Consider the following 18740-nt stretch of genomic DNA (forward strand, 5'->3'; position numbering starts at 1 on the left):
GAGGCACGACCACCGCTGAAGCACGACGGCGGCACCGGAGGCAGCGCGACTGCACCCGGTGCCGCCGTCGTCCTCCGGCGGATCCGGTGAGTTGCTTCGTTCCCGCCGGGCGTGAAGGGCGTTCCCTCTGCCGGGGCTCAGGGGATCAGGAGCACCTTCCCGGTGGTCCGGCGGGCCTCAAGGTCCTCATGGGCGCGCGCGGCTTCCGTCAGGGGATACCTCGCTCCGATGCGGACCGTCAGCGCGCCGGTGGTGATGGCATCGAACAGCTCGCCGGCCCGCCAGCGGCGCTCCTCCGCGGTGAGCAGGTAATGGCCGAGCGTCGGCCGGGTCAGGAACAGCGATCCGGCCCGGTTCAGGCGCTGCGGGTCGAGCGGGGGGACCGGACCCGACGCCGCCCCGAAGAGGACCATCGTGCCGCGCACCCGCAGCGAGTCCAGCGAGCCGTCGAAGGTGCTTCTGCCCACCCCGTCGTAGACGACATCGACGCCGGTGCCGCCGGTGAGCTCCCGGACCGCCTCGGCGAACCCGTCATACCCCAACACCTCGTCCGCCCCGGCGCCGCGTGCCAGTTCCTCTTTCTCCGCGGTGGACACCGTCGTGATCACCCGCGCGCCCCTGGCCTTGAGCAGCTGGATCAGCAGCAGGCCAACACCCCCGGCCCCGGCATGGGCCAGCACCGTCTGGCCGGAGACGACCGGAAAGGTGGAGTTGATGAGGTAGTGGGCCGTCAGGCCCTGCAGGGCGGCGGCAGCGGCCGTTTCCAGCCCAACGGCGTCGGGCACCGGCAGCGCCTTGTCCGCCTCCACCAGGGCGTACTGGGCGTAGGTGCCGGTGCCTTCGGCGAAGGCCACCCGGTCGCCCACCGCGAAGCCCGCCGCGGAAGGCCCGAGGCCGACCACGACGCCGGCGGCCTCGGCGCCCAGGGGGAAGGGGAGCTCAAGGGGGTAGGCGCCGCTGCGCTGGTAGGTCTCGATGAAGTTGACCCCGGCCGCGGCGACCTCGACCAGCAGCTGGGTGCCCTGCGGTTCCGGGCGCGGCACCTCGGTGCTGGACAGGACTCCGGGGCCGCCGGTCTCGGTGAGGACGATGGCCTTCGCCATGGTGGGCTCCGTTCGTTCGATGAAACCCTCATGCTAGGCGGGGTCCGCTCCTCCCGCCATCCGAAGCCCCGCCCTCCGCTCGCGTGCATAACTATGTGGTGCACTGCATAAATCTGCCGTATGCTTATGGAATGAGTCTTTCAGTTGCCGTGTCGGGAGCCAGCGGGTACGCCGGAGGGGAGCTGCTGCGGCTTCTCGCGTCGCATCCGCTGGTGTTGATCGGCGCCATCACCGCCCACAGCAACGCCGGCGAGCGGCTCGGCGCGCTCCAGCCGCACCTCCATGCGCTCGCCGACCGGGTCCTTGAGGAGACCTCGGCCGAGACGCTCAGCGGGCACGACGTCGTCTTCCTGGCCCTTCCCCACGGTGCGAGCGCCGGCCTCGCCGCCGAGCTGTCCCCGGACACCCTTGTCATCGACGCCGGAGCGGACCACCGCCTCGAGGACCCCGCCGCGTGGGAGGCATTCTACGGGTCCGCGCACGCAGGGACCTGGCCGTACGGACTGCCCGAGCTCCCCGGGCACCGGGAGGCCCTGCGCGGCGCGCGGCGGATCGCCGTGCCCGGCTGCTATCCGACCTCCGCCCTGCTCGCCCTCGTCCCCGGCTTCGCGGCGGGCCTGCTGGAGCCCGACGACGTCGTCATCGTCTCGGCCTCCGGCACCTCGGGGGCGGGTAAGGCCGCCAAGGCCCACCTCCTGGGCTCCGAGGTGATGGGCGGAATGAGCCCGTACGGCGTCGGCGGAAGCCACCGGCACACTCCGGAGATCGAACAGGGCCTCAGCGCCGCCGCGGGGGAGGAGGTGCGGATCTCCTTCACCCCGACCCTCGCCCCGATGGCGCGCGGCATCCTTGCCACGGCGACGGCGCGGGTGCGTCCGGGCACTCCGGCGGAGGCGCTCCGGGCCGCCTGGGCCGGCGCCTACGGGGCCGAGCCCTTCGTGCGGCTCCTGCCGGAGGGGCAGTGGCCGGCCACGAAGGCGGTGCTGGGCTCCAACTACGCCAACCTCCAGCTCGCCTTCGACGCGCACGCGGGGCGGGTGATCGTCAGCTGCGTCATCGACAACCTCACCAAGGGGACTGCCGGCGGGGCCGTCCAGTCAATGAACATCGCCCTCGGACTCGACGAGACCGCGGGCCTGACTCTCCAGGGGACAGCACCATGAGCATCACCACCCCGGGCGGCTTCCGCGCCGCCGGCGTCACCGCGGGCCTGAAGGCCTCCGGCGGCTCCGACGTAGCCCTCGTCGTCAACGACGGGCCGCTGAAGCACGCCGCGGCGGTCTTCACCACCAACCGGGTCGCCGCGGCGCCGGTGCTCTGGTCGCGCCAGGTCGTCTCCGACGGCCGGGTCGACGCCGTCGTCCTGAACTCCGGGGGAGCCAACGCCTGCACCGGCCCGGAGGGATTCGCCAACACCCACCGCACGGCCGAGGCCGCGGCGGACCTGCTGGGCGTCTCAGCGGCCGACGTTTTCGTCTGCTCCACCGGGCTCATCGGGGAGCAGCTGCCGATGGAAAAGCTGCTGGCGGGCGTCTCCGGGGCGGCCGGAACCCTCAGCTCCGCCGGAGGCCCGGCCGCCGCCGAGGCCATTCTGACCACGGACACCGTCTCCAAGCAGGCGCGCTATCCGGCGTCCCCCGACACCGCGAGCGAGGGGTACTCGATCGGGGGAATGGCCAAGGGCGCGGGAATGCTCGCCCCCGGGCTCGCGACCATGCTGGTGGTGCTCACCACCGACGCCGTGCTCTCCCCGGCACAGCTCGACGCAGCGCTGCGGGCCGCCGTGCGGGTCAGCTTCGACCGGACCGACGCCGACGGGTGCATGTCGACCAACGACACCGTGGTGCTGCTCTCCTCGGGAGCGAGCGGAGTCGCCCCCGATCCGGACCAGTTCACCTCCGCGCTGACCGGCGTCTGCCTCGACCTTGCGTCCCAGCTGATCACCGACGCCGAGGGGGCAAGCCACACCATCGCCATCACCACGGTCCGTGCAGCCTCCGAGGCCGACGCCGAAACCGTGGGGCGCGCGGTGGCACGCTCGAACCTCTTTAAGACGGCGATCTTCGGCAACGACCCCAACTGGGGGCGGGTCCTGGCGGCCGTGGGCACCACCGACGCGGCGTTCGAACCCGACCGCCTCAACGTGTCGATGAACGGGGTGCAGATCTGCCGCAACGGCGGCATCGGGGACCCCCGCGACCTCGTCGACCTGTCGGGCCGGGAAGTCGCTGTGGAGATCGACCTGGCCGCCGGGACGGCCAGCGCCACCATCTGGACCAACGACCTCACGCACGAATACGTGCATGAGAACTCCGCCTACTCGAGCTGACCGAAGGACCGAACGTGACGCACTCCGCCGCCTCCGCCGCCGGCCTGCTCCGGGCGCAGGGCACCGCCGCCGCCCTGGTCGAGGCGCTGCCCTGGATCCAGCGCTTCGCCGGCACCACCATGGTGATCAAGTACGGCGGCAACGCGATGATCAACGACGACCTGCGCCGCGCCTTCGCCGAGGACATCGTGTTCCTGCACCACGTCGGCGTCCGGCCGGTCGTCGTGCACGGCGGCGGTCCGCAGATCAGCTCGATGCTCGGCCGCCTGGGCATCGAATCCGAGTTCGCCGGCGGCCTGCGGATCACCACCGCCGAGGCCATGGATGTGGTGCGCATGGTGCTCACCGGGCAGGTCGGCCGCCAGCTGGTGGGTCGAATCAACGCCCACGGCCCCTACGCCGTGGGACTCAGCGGCGAGGACGGCGGTCTGCTTCAGGCAAGGCGCACCGGCACCGTCGTCGACGGGCAGGAGATCGACCTCGGGCTGGTAGGGGAGGTCACCGGGGTCAACCCCGGCGCCATCCTTGACATCCTTGAGGCCGGCCGGATCCCGGTGATCTCCACGGTCGCCCCGGAGACCGACGGCGACGGCGCCGGGACCGGTCAGGTGCTCAACGTCAACGCGGATACCGCGGCGGCGGCCCTGGCCGCGGCGCTGGGGGCCTCCCGGCTCGTCATCCTCACCGACGTCGAGGGGCTGTACCGCAGCTGGCCCGACAGGGACTCGCTGATCTCCTCCCTGCCGGCCGCCGAGCTGCGGGAGCTGCTGCCCTCCCTGGCCGCGGGAATGATTCCGAAGATGAAGGCCTGCCTTCAGGCCGTCGATGACGGAGTGGAGAGCGCCTCCGTCATTGACGGGCGGCTGGCCCACTCCCTGATCCTCGAAACGTTCACCAATGCAGGAATCGGCACCCAAGTCACCGCCGACGCCGCCGCGCACCTGCCGGAGTCCCGGGCATGAGCGGCGGAGCGGAGTTCCTGGCGCGGCTCGGCTCACCAGCGGGCACCCAGGCGTCCGGTGCGGACTGGCTGGCCCGGTACGGCTCGTCCCTCCTCGGAGTCTTCGGCACCCCGCAGCGCGTCCTCGTGCGCGGCAGCGGATGCACCGTCGAGGACGCGGACGGCAACACCTACCTCGACCTGCTCGGCGGGATCGCGGTGAACACCCTGGGCCATGCCCACCCGTTCGTCGCCTCGGTGGTGTCCGCCCAGCTGGCAACCCTGGGCCACGTGTCCAACTTCTTTACCAGCCCCACCCAGATCGCGCTCGCCGAGAAGCTGCTGGCGCTGGCCGGAGCCCCGGACGGTTCCCGGGTGTTCTTCTCGAACTCCGGGACCGAGGCCACCGAGGCCGCGTTCAAGCTGGCCCGCCGGAACGGCTCGCCCACCCGCACCCGGATCCTCGCCCTCGACGGCGCCTTCCACGGGCGCAGCATGGGCGCCCTGGCCCTGACCGCGAAACCGGCCTACCGGGAGCCGTTCCAGCCGCTCCCGGGGGGAGTTGAACACCTTCCGTTCGGGGACCCGGAGGCCCTGCTGGACGCCGTCGACGACACGGTGGCCGCGGTGTTCCTCGAGCCGATCCAGGGCGAGGCGGGCGTGCGCCCGCTTCCGCCGGGCTACCTCCGGCGGGCCCGGGCCGCCACCGCGGAACACGGCGCCCTGCTCATCCTCGACGAGGTGCAGACCGGCATCGGCCGCACCGGCACCTGGTTCGCCCACCAGGCCGAGGGAATCGTCCCCGATGCCATGACCCTGGCAAAGGGCCTCGGCGGAGGGTTCCCGATCGGTGCGCTGATGACCTACGGGCCGGCGTCCGGTCTGCTCACCGCCGGCCAGCACGGGACGACGTTCGGCGGCAACCCGGTCGCCGGCGCCGCGGGCCTTGCCACCCTCGCCGTCCTCGAGGAAACCGGTGCCCTCGACAACGCCCGGAACCTGGGGGAGCTCCTTCGCGCCGGGCTGGCCGCCGTGCCCGGGGTGGTCGAGGCCCGGGGCGCCGGGCTCCTCGTCGGGTTCGACCTGGACGGCGGCTACGCGCCGGCGGCGGTGCAGGCCGCGCTGAACGCGGGATTCATCATCAACAGCACCTCGGAGCGCACCCTGCGCCTGGCGCCACCGCTGATCCTCACCCGCCCGCAGGCCGACAGCTTCCTGGAGGCCCTCCCCGGCATCCTCACCACCGCGCAAGGAGCCGCATCATGACCCGACACTTCCTCGTCGACACCGACCTCAGTCCCGCGGAGCAGCGTGAGGTCCTCGACCTTGCCGACGAGCTGAAGAAGGACCCCTACGCGCTCGCCCCGCTGGCGGGCGGGGAGCACGGGCGCCGCACGGTGGCCGTCATCTTCGACAAGACCTCCACCCGGACCCGGATCTCCTTCGCGGCAGGCATCGCCGACCTCGGCGGCTCGCCGCTGATCATCGGCGCCGGGGAAACCCAGCTCGGGCACAAGGAGTCGATCACCGACACCGCGAAGGTCCTCGAACGCATGACCGCGGCCGTCGTGTGGCGCACCTATGCCCAGGCCGGGCTCGAGGAGATGGCCGCGGCGTCCTCGGTGCCCGTCATCAACGCCCTCTCCGACGACTACCACCCCTGCCAGCTGCTCGCGGACCTCATGACGATCCGCGAGCGCAAGGGCGAACTTTCAGGGCTCACCCTGGCCTACCTCGGCGACGCCGCCAACAACATGGCCAACTCCTACCTGCTCGCCGGGGCCACCGCCGGCATGCACGTGCGGATCGCCGGCCCCGAGGGCCACCAGCCCGCCGGAGCCGTCGTTGACGCCGCCCGGGAGCGGGCCGCGGCGACCGGCGGCTCGGTGCTCGTCACCACCGACCCGGCCGAGGCCCTCCGGGACGCCGACGTGGTCGCCACCGACACGTGGGTCTCCATGGGCCAGGAGGAGGAGAAGGCGGCCCGGCTCGAGCTGTTCCGCCCCTACGGCGTCGACGCGGCCGCAATGGACCTGGCCGGGCCCGACGCCGTCGTCCTGCACTGCCTGCCGGCCTACCGCGGCTACGAAATCTCCGCCGACGTGATCGACGGCCCCCAGTCGGTGGTGTGGGACGAGGCCGAGAACCGGCTGCACGCGCAGAAGGCGCTCCTGGCCTGGCTGCTGCGCAACCCGGCACCGGAAGACGGATCGCCGTGACCCGCGAGTCGCACCGGCCGGCGACGAAGACCGCCCGCCAGGCCCGGATCACCGCCCTGCTCACCGCCCAGTCCGTGCGGTCCCAGGCCGAACTGGCCGCCCTGCTGGCCGCCGACGGCGTCCAGGTCAACCAGGCGACCCTCTCCAGGGACCTCGTCGAACTCGGTGCCGTGCGGATCCGCGGCCGCGACGGCGCGCTCGTGTACGCGGTGCCGGGCGAAGGCGGCGGCCGGACCCCGCAGACCGGGCTGACCCAGGAAATCCTCGACGCGCGCCTCGCTCGACTGTGCGCCGAACTCCTGGTCACCGCGGAAGCCTCGGCGAACCTCGTCATCCTGCGCACCCCGCCAGGCGCCGCCAACTTCCTCGCGCTCGCCATCGACCACTCGGTTATGCCGTCGATCCTCGGCAGCATCGCCGGGGACGACACGGTGATGCTCGTGACCCGCGACCCGAACGGCGGCGCGGAGGTCGCCGAGCGCTTCCTGAACTATGCCCGCGACCCCCTCAGCGCGGGCGAGCCCCACCCCGTCCCCCTCAACCCCCTCCCGGACGCCGTGTCCGGGGATTCACCCAAGGAGCACACCCAGTGACCGAACGCATTGTTCTCGCCTACTCCGGCGGACTCGACACCTCGGTGGCCATCGGCTGGATCGCCGAGGCCACCGGCGCCGAGGTGATCGCCGTGGCGGTCGACGTCGGACAGGGCGGCGAGTCCCTCGAAGACATCCGGCAGCGCGCCCTCGCCTGCGGCGCCGTCGAAGCCTACGTCGCCGACGCGCGGGACGAGTTCGCCAACGAGTACTGCATGCCCGCCCTGAAGGCCAACGCCCTGTACATGGACGCCTACCCCCTGGTCTCCGCCCTGTCCCGCCCGGTGATCGTCAAGCACCTCGTCGCCGCCGCCCGCGAGTTCGGCGCGACGACGGTGGCGCACGGCTGCACCGGCAAGGGCAACGACCAGGTCCGCTTCGAGGTCGGCATCCAGACCCTCGGCCCGGACCTGAAGTGCATCGCCCCGGTGCGCGACCTCGCGCTGACCCGCGACAAGGCCATCGCCTTCGCCGAGGAAAAGAACCTGCCGATCGAAACCACGAAGAAGAATCCGTTCTCCATCGACCAGAACGTGTGGGGCCGCGCCGTGGAGACCGGCTTCCTCGAGGACATCTGGAACGGGCCCACCAAGGACGTCTACGACTACACCGACGCCCCCGAGTCCTCCCCGGCACCCGATGAGGTCATCATCACCTTCGCCGGCGGCATCCCCGTGGCCATCGACGGCAGTCCCGTCACCCCGCTGCAGGCCATCGAACAGCTCAACCGCCGGGCCGGCGCCCAGGGCGTGGGCCGCATCGACATCGTCGAGGACCGCCTGGTCGGCATCAAGAGCCGGGAGATCTACGAGGCCCCCGGTGCCATGGCACTCATTGCCGCGCACCGCGAGCTCGAGAACGTCACCGTGGAGCGCGAGCAGGCCCGCTTCAAGAAGACCGTCGACCAGCGCTGGACCGAACTGGTGTACGACGGCCAGTGGTTCTCCCCGCTGAAGCGCTCCCTTGACACCTTCGTCGAGGACACCCAGAAGTACGTGAACGGGGACATCCGCATGGACCTCCACGGCGGGCGCGCCACCGTCACCGGCCGCCGGTCCGAGACCGCGCTCTACGACTTCAACCTGGCCACCTACGACACCGGAGACACCTTCGACCAGTCGATGGCCCGCGGGTTCATCGAGATCTTCGGCCTGTCCTCGAAGGTGGCCTCCGGCCGCGACCAGCGGGCAGGGGCCTGAGGTGGAGGCCAGCGCCACCGGAAGCACCAACACCGGATCGCTGTGGGGCGGCCGGTTCGACGGCGGCCCGGCCGACGCCCTGGCGGCGCTGAGCAAGTCGACACATTTCGACTGGCGCCTCGCCGTGTACGACATCGAAGGCTCCCGCGCCCACGCCCGGGTGCTGCACCGGGCAGGGCTGCTGACCGAGGGCGAGCTGGCCGGGATGCTCAAGGCCCTCGACGCGCTCGACGCCGATGTCCGCTCCGGGGCCTACACCCCGGCGGACTCTGACGAGGACGTTCACGGGTCCCTTGAGCGCGGGCTGATCGAGCGGGCGGGCGCGGAGCTGGGGGGCCGGCTGCGCGCCGGCCGGTCCCGGAACGACCAGGTCGCGACGCTCGGGCGCATGTACCTGCGGGACCACGCGCGCGTCATCGCCGGCGGCGTGCTCGCTGTCGTCGATGCACTCGTCGGCCAGGCGCGGGCCCACCCGGAGGCACCCATGCCGGGGCGCACCCACCTGCAGCACGCCCAGCCGGTGCTGCTGAGCCACCACCTGCTCGCCCACGCCTGGGCGCTGCTGCGCGATGTGCAGCGGCTGCAGGACTGGGACCGGCGCGCGGGCGTCTCGCCCTACGGGTCCGGGGCACTGGCTGGCTCCTCGCTGGGCCTCGACCCGGAGGCCGTGGCCGCCGACCTCGGGTTCGATTCGGCGACTCACAACTCGATCGACGGGACCGCCTCACGGGACGTCTACGCCGAATTCGCCTGGGTCGCGGCGATGATCGGCGTCGACCTGTCCCGGATCAGCGAGGAGATCATTCTGTGGGCCACCAAGGAGTTCTCCTTTGTGACGCTTCATGACTCCTTCTCCACCGGTTCCTCGATCATGCCGCAGAAGAAGAATCCGGATGTCGCGGAGCTGGCCCGCGGCAAGGCCGGCCGGCTGATCGGAGACCTCACCGGGCTCCTGGCCACCCTGAAGGGACTGCCCCTGGCCTACAATCGGGACCTTCAGGAGGACAAGGAGCCGGTGTTCGACGCCGTCGACACCCTTGAGCTCCTGCTGCCGGCGGTGTCCGGGATGATCGCCACCCTCACCTTCTCCACCGAACGGATGGCAGCGCTGGCGCCCCAGGGGTTCGCGCTGGCCACCGACGTCGCGGAATGGCTGGTGAGGCAGGGGGTTCCCTTCCGTGAGGCGCACGAGCTGTCCGGCGCGGCCGTGCGGCTCGCGGAGGGCCGCGGCGTGGACCTGGACGGTCTCACCGACGAGGAGTACGCAGGAGTCTCCGCGCACCTCACCCCCGGGGTCCGGGAGGTCCTGAGCGTGGAGGGATCCCTCGGCAGCAGGGACGCCCAGGGCGGAACCGCTCCGGCCGCCGTCGCCCGGCAGCTCGAAGCCCTCGAGCGGGAGCTGCGCGCGGCGGCCGGATTCACCCGCCCCCGGGCCTCCTGAGGATCCCCGGCGGCCCGGACGGGCCGCCGGGGGAGTCTTCCGTCGGGCCCGGAGCCGGAGTAGGTTGTGGCTAACCCACCCGGAGGGACCATGGACGCAGGCATCAGCACCGAAACCCCCGCCGGGACGAACGTGCCCGGGCGAACCCACCCCGGCGGAACGCCTGCGGGCGGCTCCGGGCGGGCGGATCCCACCGGACGCGTCGAGCAGGTCCACGGGAATCACGTCCTGGCCTTCGACGAACAGTTCGACTACCCCCGGTCGTATGTGTGGGAGCTGCTGACCTCGCCCCCGAAGCTCGAGCGCTGGCTCGGGCGGCTCAGCCCGGGGCTGAAGCTGGGCAAGGCGTTCACCCTCGAACTCGACGGCGGAACCATCAGCGGCACCGTGGTGCACATCGACCCGCCCACCAGCGCGCAGTTCACCTGGGAGGACGAGTTCGGCCTCGTCTCGATCGTCGAGATCCGGGTGCTGCCCAGCAACGGCGGCACCCTTCTCCAGCTCCGGCTGCACCCGGAGACCGACGAATTCCTGGCCGAGGGAGCGGCGGGCTGGCAGCTGCTGCTCGGGGCCCTGCGGGCGGCGGCGGCGGGCGTGCCGGCGCAGGGGCCGGGGACGGACTGGATGGAGCTGCGCGACGCCTACTGCCGGCGCTTCGCGATCTCACCCAGCATGGGCGTGCTCGAAGAGGAGGACGGCGTGCCCCTTGTCCGTTTCGACCGGCGCTACGAAGGGAAACTGCTCCTTGTCAATGATGCGCTGACCGCTGACCCCGAGGACCAGCCCTTCGTCGAGCTGGCCGAGGTGGACCTCACCCGCGAGGGCAAGAAGTGCACCCGGGTGACGGTGCGCGCGGTCGTTGAGGACCGGGAGGGGCTTCCGCTGCTCATGGCCCGCTGGCATGCCCACCTCGACGCGGTCGCTGTGAACCTCGCCGGCGGCTCATCCCACCGGAGCGAGCGCAAGATCCGGGTCCTCGAGGAGTTCTACCGGCGCCAGCTGCAGCCCGCGGGCTGACTACTCCGAGGCAGGCCGCTCGAGTGGGCACCTCCTCGCCGAAACTGCACCTCACCACGCTCCGCCGCCCGCGAAGGGTGGTGAGCTGCGTCTTCGGCGGGAGGGGCGGCGAGAAGGGGCCGCGCACAGGGGGCCTGACCGTCCCGTCGAGACTGCACATCACCCCGCTTTGCGGGCACCGAAGGGTGGTGAGCTGCCGATTCGACGGGGGCGAGCTGCGCGCCTGCCTGGAGAGGTGCCCTTCGCGCGGAAGGGTCAGTCGAAGAGGGCCGTCTGGGCGCCGGAAGCAGTGGCCGACACGGCAGGGGTGAGGCCGCGCACGGCGGCTTCCCGGTCAAGAAGCCGGCGCTTGACCTCGAGGCCCCAGCGGAACCCGCCCAGGGTGCCGTCGGTGCGGACCACCCGGTGGCACGGGACGAAAAGGGCCGCCGCGTTGCGTGCACAGGCTGCCGCGGCCGCCCGGACGGCGGTCGCCTTGCCGGTCAGCGCCGCGTACTGGGCGTAGGTGACCGGCTCGCCCGCCGGCACCTCGCGCAGCACCTCCCAGGCGCGGGTGCGGAACGGGCCCGAGAGCTGGTGGACGGGGACCTCGAGGATCGCCGCGAGCTCGCCGTCGTAGTAGGCGTCAACGGCATCGGTGATCCGCCGGAGCTCCGCCGGCGCGGCGCTCATCGAGACGGGCTTGAGGCTGACGTGGATCTGCCCGGTCAGGTCAGCCGTGTCGGCGGTCCAGCCCGAGGCAATCACCACCCCGTCGCCTTCAATGATGGTGAACGGCCCGTCCGGGGTGGGGATGGTGGTGGTCAGGGAGGTCATCACTGGTTGTCCTTCGATTCCTTGGAGGGGGCCGGGGTGAGTACGTCGGGGGAGGGACCCGGACGGGCAGCGTGAACCCGGCGGGCGGCGGAGGCCCGCGCCGGGACGCCGGCGGCAACCCGCCACAGGTGCATCGTGGCATAGGAACGCCAGGGGCTGACGGCGGACATGGCGTCGGAGAGCGCGGCGGCCGCCCCGGCCTTGGTCGCCGTGCCGGCCGCCGACCCGCCGGAACCGGTGAGGGCCGCCCACCCGTTCCGGATGGCGGCGTCGTTTCCGAGGTGGATGTCGGTTGCTCCCAGCACCCGCATAGCGACGTAGTTCACCGTCCACGGGCCGATCCCGGGAAGGGGAAGCAGCCGGTCCGCCAGGGACTGCAGGTCGTCCTCCACGCCGAGGCGGATGCTGCCATCGGCGAGCCCCTCGGCGGTGCGCCGCACCGCTTCGATCCGCCGGGCCGGTCCGCGCAGGACGCTCCCTGCCACCGCCGCGATCTGCGCCGGATTCGGAAACAGCCGATCAAAGCCGGGTTGGGACAGCACCGACGGTGTGCCCGCCTCCGCCAGGGAGGTGAGTGCGGTTCTCGCTGCGCCCACGGTGATCTGCTGGCCGATCATCGCCCGGATGAGGAGCTCTGCGGGGTCCACCGCCCCGGGAAGCCGGATTCCAGGCACCGCTGCCGCCAGCGGCGCGAACAGAGCGCTGCCCGACAGGGCGGCGTCGACGGCCGTGGGATCGGCATCAAGGTCGAAGAGCCTGCGGATCCGGCTCAGGAGCACGGGCAGGTCGCTGAGGCTCTCAAGGCGCAGTTCGACCCGCAGACCCCCGGGCGCGTCCGTGCCGCCCACGGGGAACGCCCGGAACCAGCCCTGTCCGCCCGGAAGCCGCACCAGCCGGGCGTAGCTTTCCTCGGTGCCCTGCTCCACGCCGGGCAGTGCGCGGGCGGCCAGGAAGCCGAAGATGCCGTTGTCGTAGGGGGTCCGGACCGGCAGGGTCAGGACCAGCCCCGGAAACGCCGGCGCGGCCGCGCCGGCCGGGCTCTCGGCGGGACGGCGGGCCGTCCGGCCGAGGGAATCCGCCCCGCGCAGCTGGGACGGGGTGAGGTCGAAGACCTCCTGCACCGTGTCGTTGAACTGGCGGATGCTGCTGAAGCCGGCGGCGAAGGCCACGTCCGACAGCTTCATCGACGTCGCAGTCAGCAGCGTCCGCGCGGTCTGCGCCCGGGTGGCGCGGGCGAGGGCGAGCGGGCCTGCTCCGAGCTCCTCACGCAGGATGCGGTTGAGCTGGCGGGTCGAGTACCCGAGCTTTCCGGCCAGGCCGACGACGCCCGAGCGGTCGACCTCGCCGTCGGCGATCAGCCGCATCGAGCGGGCCGCCACGTCCGAGCGCAGGTTCCATTCCGGGGTGCCCGGAACGGCCTCGGGAAGGCAGCGCTTGCAGGCCCGGTATCCGGCCTCGTGGGCTGCGGCTGACGTGCGGTAGAACCGGACATTCGCCGGTTTCGGGGTCCGTGCGGGGCAGGACGGCCTGCAGTAAATGCCTGTGCTGGAGACCGCCGTGACGAACTGCCCGTCGAAGCGGACGTCACGGGCGTCGATGGCGCGGTACTGCTGCCAGAAGTCCATTGCTTCATCCTCCCAGCTTTCCCCAGCCCCACCTAGCGGGAATCGGACATCGCCGTCGTGCCCCGGGTTGGAGGAGGACGCGGAAGGCTTGCTACCGTAACTGGTTGTGGCCCACCTGCCTGCTCCCGGCGCACCCGCGCCCGTCCCGCCCGTTTCCCACCCGTCGCGCAGCCGCCTGGCGGTGAACCCCCTGAAAGCGGCACCTCTGCTGCTGGGTGCATTCCTGACCCATCGGAGCGAAGACGGAGCGGTGACCGTCCGCATCACCGAGGTCGAGGCCTACCGTGGCGCCGAGGATCCGGGCTCGCATGCCTTCCGGGGCAGGACCGCCCGGAACGCCTCCCTGCACGGGCCCGCCGGCACCCTCTACGTGTACTTCACCTACGGCATGCACTACTGCGCCAACGTGGTGTGCGGGGACGACGGCCGCGCCGGGGGCGTGCTGCTGCGAGCGGGGGAGCTCGTCGACGGGATCGAGACGGCCCGGGCCCGCCGCGGAGGGCCCCGAAGCGACCTCGACCTGGCCCGTGGCCCGGCCCGCCTGGCGCAGGCGCTCGGCCTCGACCGCCGGTTCGACGGCGCCGACCTGTTCGCCGCCCCGCTGACCCTCGAGCTGCCCGAGGCGCCCGCAGCGGCCGGGGAGTATGCCACCGGTCCGCGCGTCGGGCTCAGCGGTCCGGGAGGGAGCGCCGAGTACCCATGGCGCTTCTGGCTGCCCGGCGAGCCCACGGTCTCCAAGTACCGGCCCGCGAAGCCCCCTGCTGCCCGTAAGGTGATGGGGTGAATATCAGCTCACCGGCCCCCCAGAGCGCCGGTTCCGCACGCGACCTCGTCGAAAAACTCTGCGCCCCGGTGCCGGACTTTCCCCTGCCCGGAATCATCTTCCGGGACCTCACCCCGGTCTTCGCGGACGCCGCGGCGTTCCGCACCGTCATCGACGCCCTCATCGAACCGTTCCAGGGCACCTTCGACGTGGTGGCCGGGATTGAGGCCCGCGGGTTCCTGCTCGCGGCTGCCGTCGGATATGCCGCCGGAACCGGGGTCGTCACGGTCAGGAAGGCCGGCAAACTGCCGCGTGCCGTCTACTCCGAGGCCTATGACCTCGAGTACGGCCAGGCGACCCTGGAGATCCACCGCGACGCCGTCACTCCCGGCACCCGGGTGCTCCTGCTCGACGACGTGCTCGCCACCGGCGGAACCCTCGCGGCGGCCGCCCGGCTCTTTGAGCGGGGCGGTGCGAAGGTGGTTGGATGCGGCGTTGTCCTTGAACTCGAGGCACTGGCCGGCCGCGGACTCCTGCCGGGTCGCCGGGTGCACGCGCTGTCAACCCTGTAGGGTTCTGCGCACGCTATTCAGGATAGAATTGACGGTCTGCCTTTCCGGGAGGGAAACCCATCATGCATGAAACGTCCCACGCCAAGAACGAACTTGAGCACGAGCGCGGGTACGTTGACGGCCTGTACCGGCGGCTCGACCAGCTGCGTGAGGAAAAAGCCCGGCAGCTGGCGGAGGTCCGCCGCAGCGCCTCGGCCGGCTCGCACCAGAACCGCTCCGAACGCGACGCTTTCGCCACCATGTACGAAGACCGCCTCGCCCAGCTGAACGCCGTCGACGACCGGCTGGTCTTCGGGCGCCTCGACCTCGACGACGGCGAGGAACGCTACATCGGCCGGATCGGGCTCTCCACCGAGGACCTCCAGCAGCTGATGATCGACTGGCGTGCGCCGGAGGCGGGAACGTTCTACCAGGCGACGGCCTTCGAGCGGATGGGCGTCCGCCGCCGCCGGCACCTGATCCTCTCCCGGCGCGACGTTGTCGCCATCGAGGACGACGTCCTGGACGCCGGCCTGCTGAGCAACGACGAGTCGCTGCAGGGCGAGGGCGCGCTGCTGGCCGCACTGAACTCCCGCCGGACCGGGCAGATGTCCGACATCGTCGGCACGATCCAGGCCGAGCAGGACCGCATCATCCGGGCACCGCTGTCGGGGGTGACGGTCGTGCAGGGCGGGCCGGGCACCGGCAAGACCGCCGTGGCACTGCACCGCGCCGCCTACCTCCTCTATACGCACCGGGACCGGCTCAAGTCCGCCGGCGTCCTCCTCGTCGGACCGACCGATGCGTTCATGAAGTACATCGAGAGGGTACTGCCCTCGCTCGGCGAGACGGGCGTGGTGATGGCAGGCATCGGCACCCTCATGCCCGGGATCACCACCGTTCCCGAACACAGTGAAGGAGCCGCGGCACTCAAGGGCCGGCTCGAAATGGCGCAGATCATCCGGAACGCCGTCGCCAACCGCCAGCGCATCCCGGCCGAACCCCGGCGGCTCAATGTGGAAGGCACCATACTGACCCTGACGCCGCGCCAGGTGGCTCGGGCGAGGGACCGGGCGCGCGCCACCGGCAAACCGCACAATGAAGCCCGCGTGACGTTCGTCAAGATCCTCCTGCGCGAACTGACCGAACAGCTGACCGAGCAGCTCGAGGCCTCCTCCGGACCCGGCAACAACGCCGACAGGGCCTACCTCGCCGAGGATGTGCGCAGCTCCCGGGACGTGCGGATTGCGCTGAACCTCGCCTGGATGCCGCTCACGCCGGTGAAGCTCATCACCGAACTGCTGAGCAAACCGGCCCACCTTGCCGCGGCCGCACCGCACTGGAGCGAGGCGGACCGGGCACTGCTGCTGCGGCCCGCCGACGCCGCCTGGACCGAGGCGGATGTGCCGCTCCTGGACGAGGCGGCCGAGCTCCTCGGCGAGCTCGACGCCTCGGCCGGCAGGGACACCGCCGCCCGCGATGCAGAGAGCCGCCGGGACCTGGCCAACGCCGAGCGCACCCTCGAGAACGTCAACGCGTCCCTGGTCGACTCCGGTGTCGACGGCGTCGTCACCGCCGAGGCACTGGCGCAGCACAATGCCGTCCCCACGGCGCGGCTCAGTGCAGCGGAACGGGCCGCCGGCGACCGGACCTGGGCCTTCGGGCACATCGTCGTCGACGAGGCGCAGGAGCTCTCGCCGATGCAGTGGCGCCTGCTCATGCGGCGCTGCCCGGTGAAGTCATTCACGGTGGTCGGGGACATCGCCCAGACAAGTTCGGCCGCCGGTTCGAGCTCCTGGGGCCAGGCGCTCGAACCGTTCGTGGGCGATCGATGGCAGCTCGAGGAGCTGACGGTGAACTACCGGACTCCGGCGCAGATCGCCGAGGCCGCCGTCCGGATGGCCACCGCGGCGGGGCTGGTGATCTCGGCGCCGAAGGCCGTGCGCGAAGGCCGCTTCGCCCCCGTCGTCGACCGGGTGCCCGATCTGATTCCCGCCCTGCTGCAGGCGGTGCCCGAGGAACTGGACATCGTGGACGGCGGGCTGCTTGCCGTCATCGCCCCCGAGGACCAGCTCGATGACGTCCGGCGGGCCCTGACGGCCGAGTACGGCGACCGGGTCGGATCCGGGGCCGGAGGCCCCACCCAGGACATCGTGCTGCTGACTCCGCGGGGTTCCAAGGGCCTTGAGTTCGACGGCGTGGTCATCCTTGAGCCGCAGCTCATGCTCGATTCGGCCACCGCCCGCGTGGGGGACCTGTACGTGGCGATGACGCGTCCCACCCAGCGGCTGCGCCTGATCTCGACCGGCACGATCCCGGAGGGCATCGAGGGCTGATAATTTGGATCCTGTGCCGCAGACGACAGAATCCTCAGATCCGGGCCTGACCGCCCAGCAGAACGACCCCACATTTGCGAACGTGTGGCAGGAGCTCCGCTGGCGCGGGCTCGTGCACGTCTCGACGGACGAGGCCGAGCTTGAAGAGCTCCTGGCCGGAGACCCGGTCACCTACTACTGCGGATTCGATCCGACGGCGCCGAGCCTGCACCTGGGCAACCTGGTGCAGCTGCTGCTGATGCGCCGGCTCCAGCTCGCCGGCCACAAGCCGCTGGCCCTCGTGGGCGGTTCCACCGGGCTCGTGGGGGACCCGCGGCCCACGGCCGAGCGCACCATGAATACCAAGGAGACGGTGGCCGAATGGGTCGGCTACCTCCAGGGGCAGGTGCAGCGCTTCCTCAGCTTCGACGGCCCGAACGGGGCCCGGATGGTCAACAACCTCGACTGGACCGCGCCGATGAGCGCCATCGACTTCCTGCGCGAGGTCGGCAAGCACTACCGGGTCGGGACAATGATCAAGAAGGACATCGTGGCCACCCGGCTCAATTCTGACGAGGGCATCAGCTACGCGGAATTCAGCTACCAGGTGCTCCAGGGCATGGACTTCCTCGAACTGTTCCGCAGCTACGGGTGCGTCCTGCAGACGGGCGGCTCGGACCAGTGGGGCAACCTCACCAGCGGAACCGAACTGATCCGCAAGGCCGAGGGAAAGAGCGTCCACGCCATCGGCACGCCCCTGGTCACCAACTCCGACGGAACGAAGTTCGGCAAGAGCGAGGGCAACGCCATCTGGCTCGACGCCGCCATGACCAGCCCCTACGCCATGTTCCAGTTCTGGCTCAACACCGCCGACACCGATGTCATCGACCGGCTCAAGGTGTTCACCTTCCGGACGCGGGCGGAGATCGAGGCGCTCGAGCAGTCCACCGCCGAACGGCCACATCTGCGTGAGGCGCAGCGCACCCTGGCCTATGACGTCACCTCGCTGATCCACGGGGCCGACGCCACCGAGAAGGTGATCGCAGCCTCGGCTGCGCTGTTCGGCCAGGGGGAGCTGGGCCAGCTTGACGAGCCCACCCTGACGGCGGCCACCGCCGAACTGCCGGCCGTCACCCTTCCCGCCGGAACGCCCACCATTGTCGAGCTGCTCACCGCCAGCGGACTTTCCGCCAGCAATTCGGCCGCCCGCCGGACCGTGAGCGAGGGCGGAGCCTACGTAAACAACGTCAAGGTCACCGACCCGGAGGCGGCCATCGGCACGGAGGCCCTCCTGCACGGCCGCTACGCCCTGGTTCGCCGGGGCAAGCGGACTCTCGCCATGGTCGAGGTCGAACCGGCCTAACCCCGCTCGCACCCCCGGGATTCCGCCGGTTTGTGGGGGGTGGGTGGGGGATTTGTGTTTGGTGGGTGGGGGTCGTATAGTTATGGAGTTGCCCCGGTGAGGGCGGCGAAACCCACACAAATTTCTGAGGCTTTTCCGGTGTGTGCTGTGCACGGGTCCGGGGTGGTCTTGGTTTGGTGTCTGTTGTTGCGGGTTGGTTCTGTTGTGCTGGTGCTGGGTTGTCCGGTGGTGGTGCGGGGGAGCGGATTTGCGGGGATGGTTGGGTGCGGGTAAGCTTGTAAAGTTGCTCCGGAGCGAGGATGGCCTGGTTTTGTCGGGTTGTGTGGTGCCGGTAGTGCCTGTTGTTTGAGAACTCAATAGTGTGCCAAGTTTGTTGATACCGATTGTTTTTTGATTGGTTGAATTGGCTGGTCTGCCGCACCCCGTGTGGTGGGCTGGTTTTTTTGGCTGGTTTCGAATTTTGTGC

At 71.0% G+C, this 18740-nt stretch carries 16 protein-coding genes; 13 read left to right on the top strand and 3 right to left on the bottom strand.

Annotation, left to right across the window (positions count from 1 at the left end; all coding sequences use genetic code 11):
• Nucleotides 1-137 precede the first annotated feature (137 nt).
• Nucleotides 138-1103, bottom strand: a complete 966-nt coding sequence (locus GVV77_RS02715; RefSeq protein ID WP_159616075.1) for a quinone oxidoreductase family protein — start codon at nucleotides 1101-1103, stop codon at nucleotides 138-140.
• A 131-nt stretch (nucleotides 1104-1234) separates the two neighbouring features.
• On the opposite strand from GVV77_RS02715, the gene argC reads away from it, so the two are divergent.
• From argC to GVV77_RS02760, 9 genes are all read left to right on the top strand, one after another.
• Nucleotides 1235-2266, top strand: coding sequence for an N-acetyl-gamma-glutamyl-phosphate reductase (gene argC / locus GVV77_RS02720; RefSeq protein WP_159616077.1), 1032 nt, complete (start codon nucleotides 1235-1237; stop codon nucleotides 2264-2266).
• The gene (gene argJ / locus GVV77_RS02725) at nucleotides 2263-3432 is read left to right on the top strand and encodes a bifunctional glutamate N-acetyltransferase/amino-acid acetyltransferase ArgJ (RefSeq protein ID WP_159616079.1); all 1170 of its coding nucleotides are present in this window, start codon (nucleotides 2263-2265) and stop codon (nucleotides 3430-3432) included. The genes argC and argJ overlap by 4 nt, the downstream gene beginning before the upstream one ends.
• 14 nt (nucleotides 3433-3446) lie before the next feature.
• Nucleotides 3447-4394, top strand: coding sequence for an acetylglutamate kinase (gene argB / locus GVV77_RS02730; protein WP_246199581.1), 948 nt, complete (start codon nucleotides 3447-3449; stop codon nucleotides 4392-4394).
• Nucleotides 4391-5638: an acetylornithine transaminase gene (locus tag GVV77_RS02735; protein WP_159616081.1), complete on the top strand. Its 1248-nt coding sequence runs from the start codon at nucleotides 4391-4393 to the stop codon at nucleotides 5636-5638. Before argB ends, GVV77_RS02735 begins: the two co-directional genes overlap by 4 nt.
• Nucleotides 5635-6591, top strand: coding sequence for an ornithine carbamoyltransferase (gene argF, locus GVV77_RS02740; RefSeq protein WP_159616083.1), 957 nt, complete (start codon nucleotides 5635-5637; stop codon nucleotides 6589-6591). The genes GVV77_RS02735 and argF overlap by 4 nt, the downstream gene beginning before the upstream one ends.
• Nucleotides 6588-7184: an arginine repressor gene (locus GVV77_RS02745; protein ID WP_246199582.1), complete on the top strand. Its 597-nt coding sequence runs from the start codon at nucleotides 6588-6590 to the stop codon at nucleotides 7182-7184. The genes argF and GVV77_RS02745 overlap by 4 nt, the downstream gene beginning before the upstream one ends.
• Entirely contained in the window at nucleotides 7181-8383 is a 1203-nt protein-coding gene (locus tag GVV77_RS02750) for an argininosuccinate synthase (protein WP_159616085.1), read from the top strand. Before GVV77_RS02745 ends, GVV77_RS02750 begins: the two co-directional genes overlap by 4 nt.
• A gap of 1 nt (nucleotide 8384) precedes the next feature.
• Complete coding sequence (argH, locus tag GVV77_RS02755; protein WP_159616087.1) at nucleotides 8385-9824, top strand: argininosuccinate lyase; 1440 nt, start codon at nucleotides 8385-8387, stop codon at nucleotides 9822-9824.
• Between the two features lie 66 nt (nucleotides 9825-9890).
• Nucleotides 9891-10841 carry an SRPBCC domain-containing protein gene (locus GVV77_RS02760; RefSeq protein WP_159616089.1) on the top strand — a complete coding sequence of 317 codons (951 nt, stop codon included), beginning with the start codon at nucleotides 9891-9893 and terminating at the stop codon, nucleotides 10839-10841.
• 255 nt (nucleotides 10842-11096) lie between these two features.
• Here the strand turns inward: GVV77_RS02760 and GVV77_RS02765 are convergent, their stop codons facing one another.
• Nucleotides 11097-11657 carry a methylated-DNA--[protein]-cysteine S-methyltransferase gene (locus GVV77_RS02765; RefSeq protein ID WP_159616212.1) on the bottom strand — a complete coding sequence of 187 codons (561 nt, stop codon included), beginning with the start codon at nucleotides 11655-11657 and terminating at the stop codon, nucleotides 11097-11099.
• Nucleotides 11657-13282, bottom strand: coding sequence for a DNA-3-methyladenine glycosylase 2 family protein (locus GVV77_RS02770; protein WP_159616091.1), 1626 nt, complete (start codon nucleotides 13280-13282; stop codon nucleotides 11657-11659). Before GVV77_RS02770 ends, GVV77_RS02765 begins: the two co-directional genes overlap by 1 nt.
• Before the next feature lie 175 nt (nucleotides 13283-13457).
• On the opposite strand from GVV77_RS02770, the gene GVV77_RS02775 reads away from it, so the two are divergent.
• The 4 genes from GVV77_RS02775 (at nucleotide 13458) to tyrS (ending at nucleotide 18274) form a co-directional block, all read left to right on the top strand.
• Complete coding sequence (locus GVV77_RS02775) at nucleotides 13458-14066, top strand: DNA-3-methyladenine glycosylase (RefSeq protein WP_159616213.1); 609 nt, start codon at nucleotides 13458-13460, stop codon at nucleotides 14064-14066.
• Nucleotides 14063-14617, top strand: a complete 555-nt coding sequence (locus tag GVV77_RS02780; RefSeq protein ID WP_246199583.1) for an adenine phosphoribosyltransferase — start codon at nucleotides 14063-14065, stop codon at nucleotides 14615-14617. The genes GVV77_RS02775 and GVV77_RS02780 overlap by 4 nt, the downstream gene beginning before the upstream one ends.
• A gap of 62 nt (nucleotides 14618-14679) precedes the next feature.
• Nucleotides 14680-16932 carry a HelD family protein gene (locus GVV77_RS02785; protein WP_159616093.1) on the top strand — a complete coding sequence of 751 codons (2253 nt, stop codon included), beginning with the start codon at nucleotides 14680-14682 and terminating at the stop codon, nucleotides 16930-16932.
• A gap of 13 nt (nucleotides 16933-16945) precedes the next feature.
• A complete protein-coding gene (tyrS, locus tag GVV77_RS02790) occupies nucleotides 16946-18274 on the top strand; it encodes a tyrosine--tRNA ligase (protein WP_201293152.1) in 1329 nt (442 codons plus the stop codon).
• Nucleotides 18275-18740: the final 466 nt, after the last annotated feature.

The sequence above is a fragment of the Arthrobacter zhaoguopingii genome, assembly GCF_009828605.1.
Taxonomy (GTDB): domain Bacteria; phylum Actinomycetota; class Actinomycetes; order Actinomycetales; family Micrococcaceae; genus Arthrobacter_D; species Arthrobacter_D zhaoguopingii.

Excerpts from the sequence above, each read along its gene's own strand:
- GVV77_RS02785 (WP_159616093.1), top strand. The coding sequence starts at position 14,680 with ATGCATGAAACGTCCCACGCCAAGAACGAACTTGAGCACGAGCGCGGG.
- GVV77_RS02735 (WP_159616081.1), top strand. The coding sequence starts at position 4,391 with ATGAGCGGCGGAGCGGAGTTCCTGGCGCGGCTCGGCTCACCAGCGGGC.
- argC (WP_159616077.1), top strand. The coding sequence starts at position 1,235 with ATGAGTCTTTCAGTTGCCGTGTCGGGAGCCAGCGGGTACGCCGGAGGG.
- GVV77_RS02770 (WP_159616091.1), bottom strand. The coding sequence starts at position 13,282 with ATGGACTTCTGGCAGCAGTACCGCGCCATCGACGCCCGTGACGTCCGC.
- GVV77_RS02765 (WP_159616212.1), bottom strand. The coding sequence starts at position 11,657 with ATGACCTCCCTGACCACCACCATCCCCACCCCGGACGGGCCGTTCACC.
- GVV77_RS02715 (WP_159616075.1), bottom strand. The coding sequence starts at position 1,103 with ATGGCGAAGGCCATCGTCCTCACCGAGACCGGCGGCCCCGGAGTCCTG.
- argJ (WP_159616079.1), top strand. The coding sequence starts at position 2,263 with ATGAGCATCACCACCCCGGGCGGCTTCCGCGCCGCCGGCGTCACCGCG.
- argF (WP_159616083.1), top strand. The coding sequence starts at position 5,635 with ATGACCCGACACTTCCTCGTCGACACCGACCTCAGTCCCGCGGAGCAG.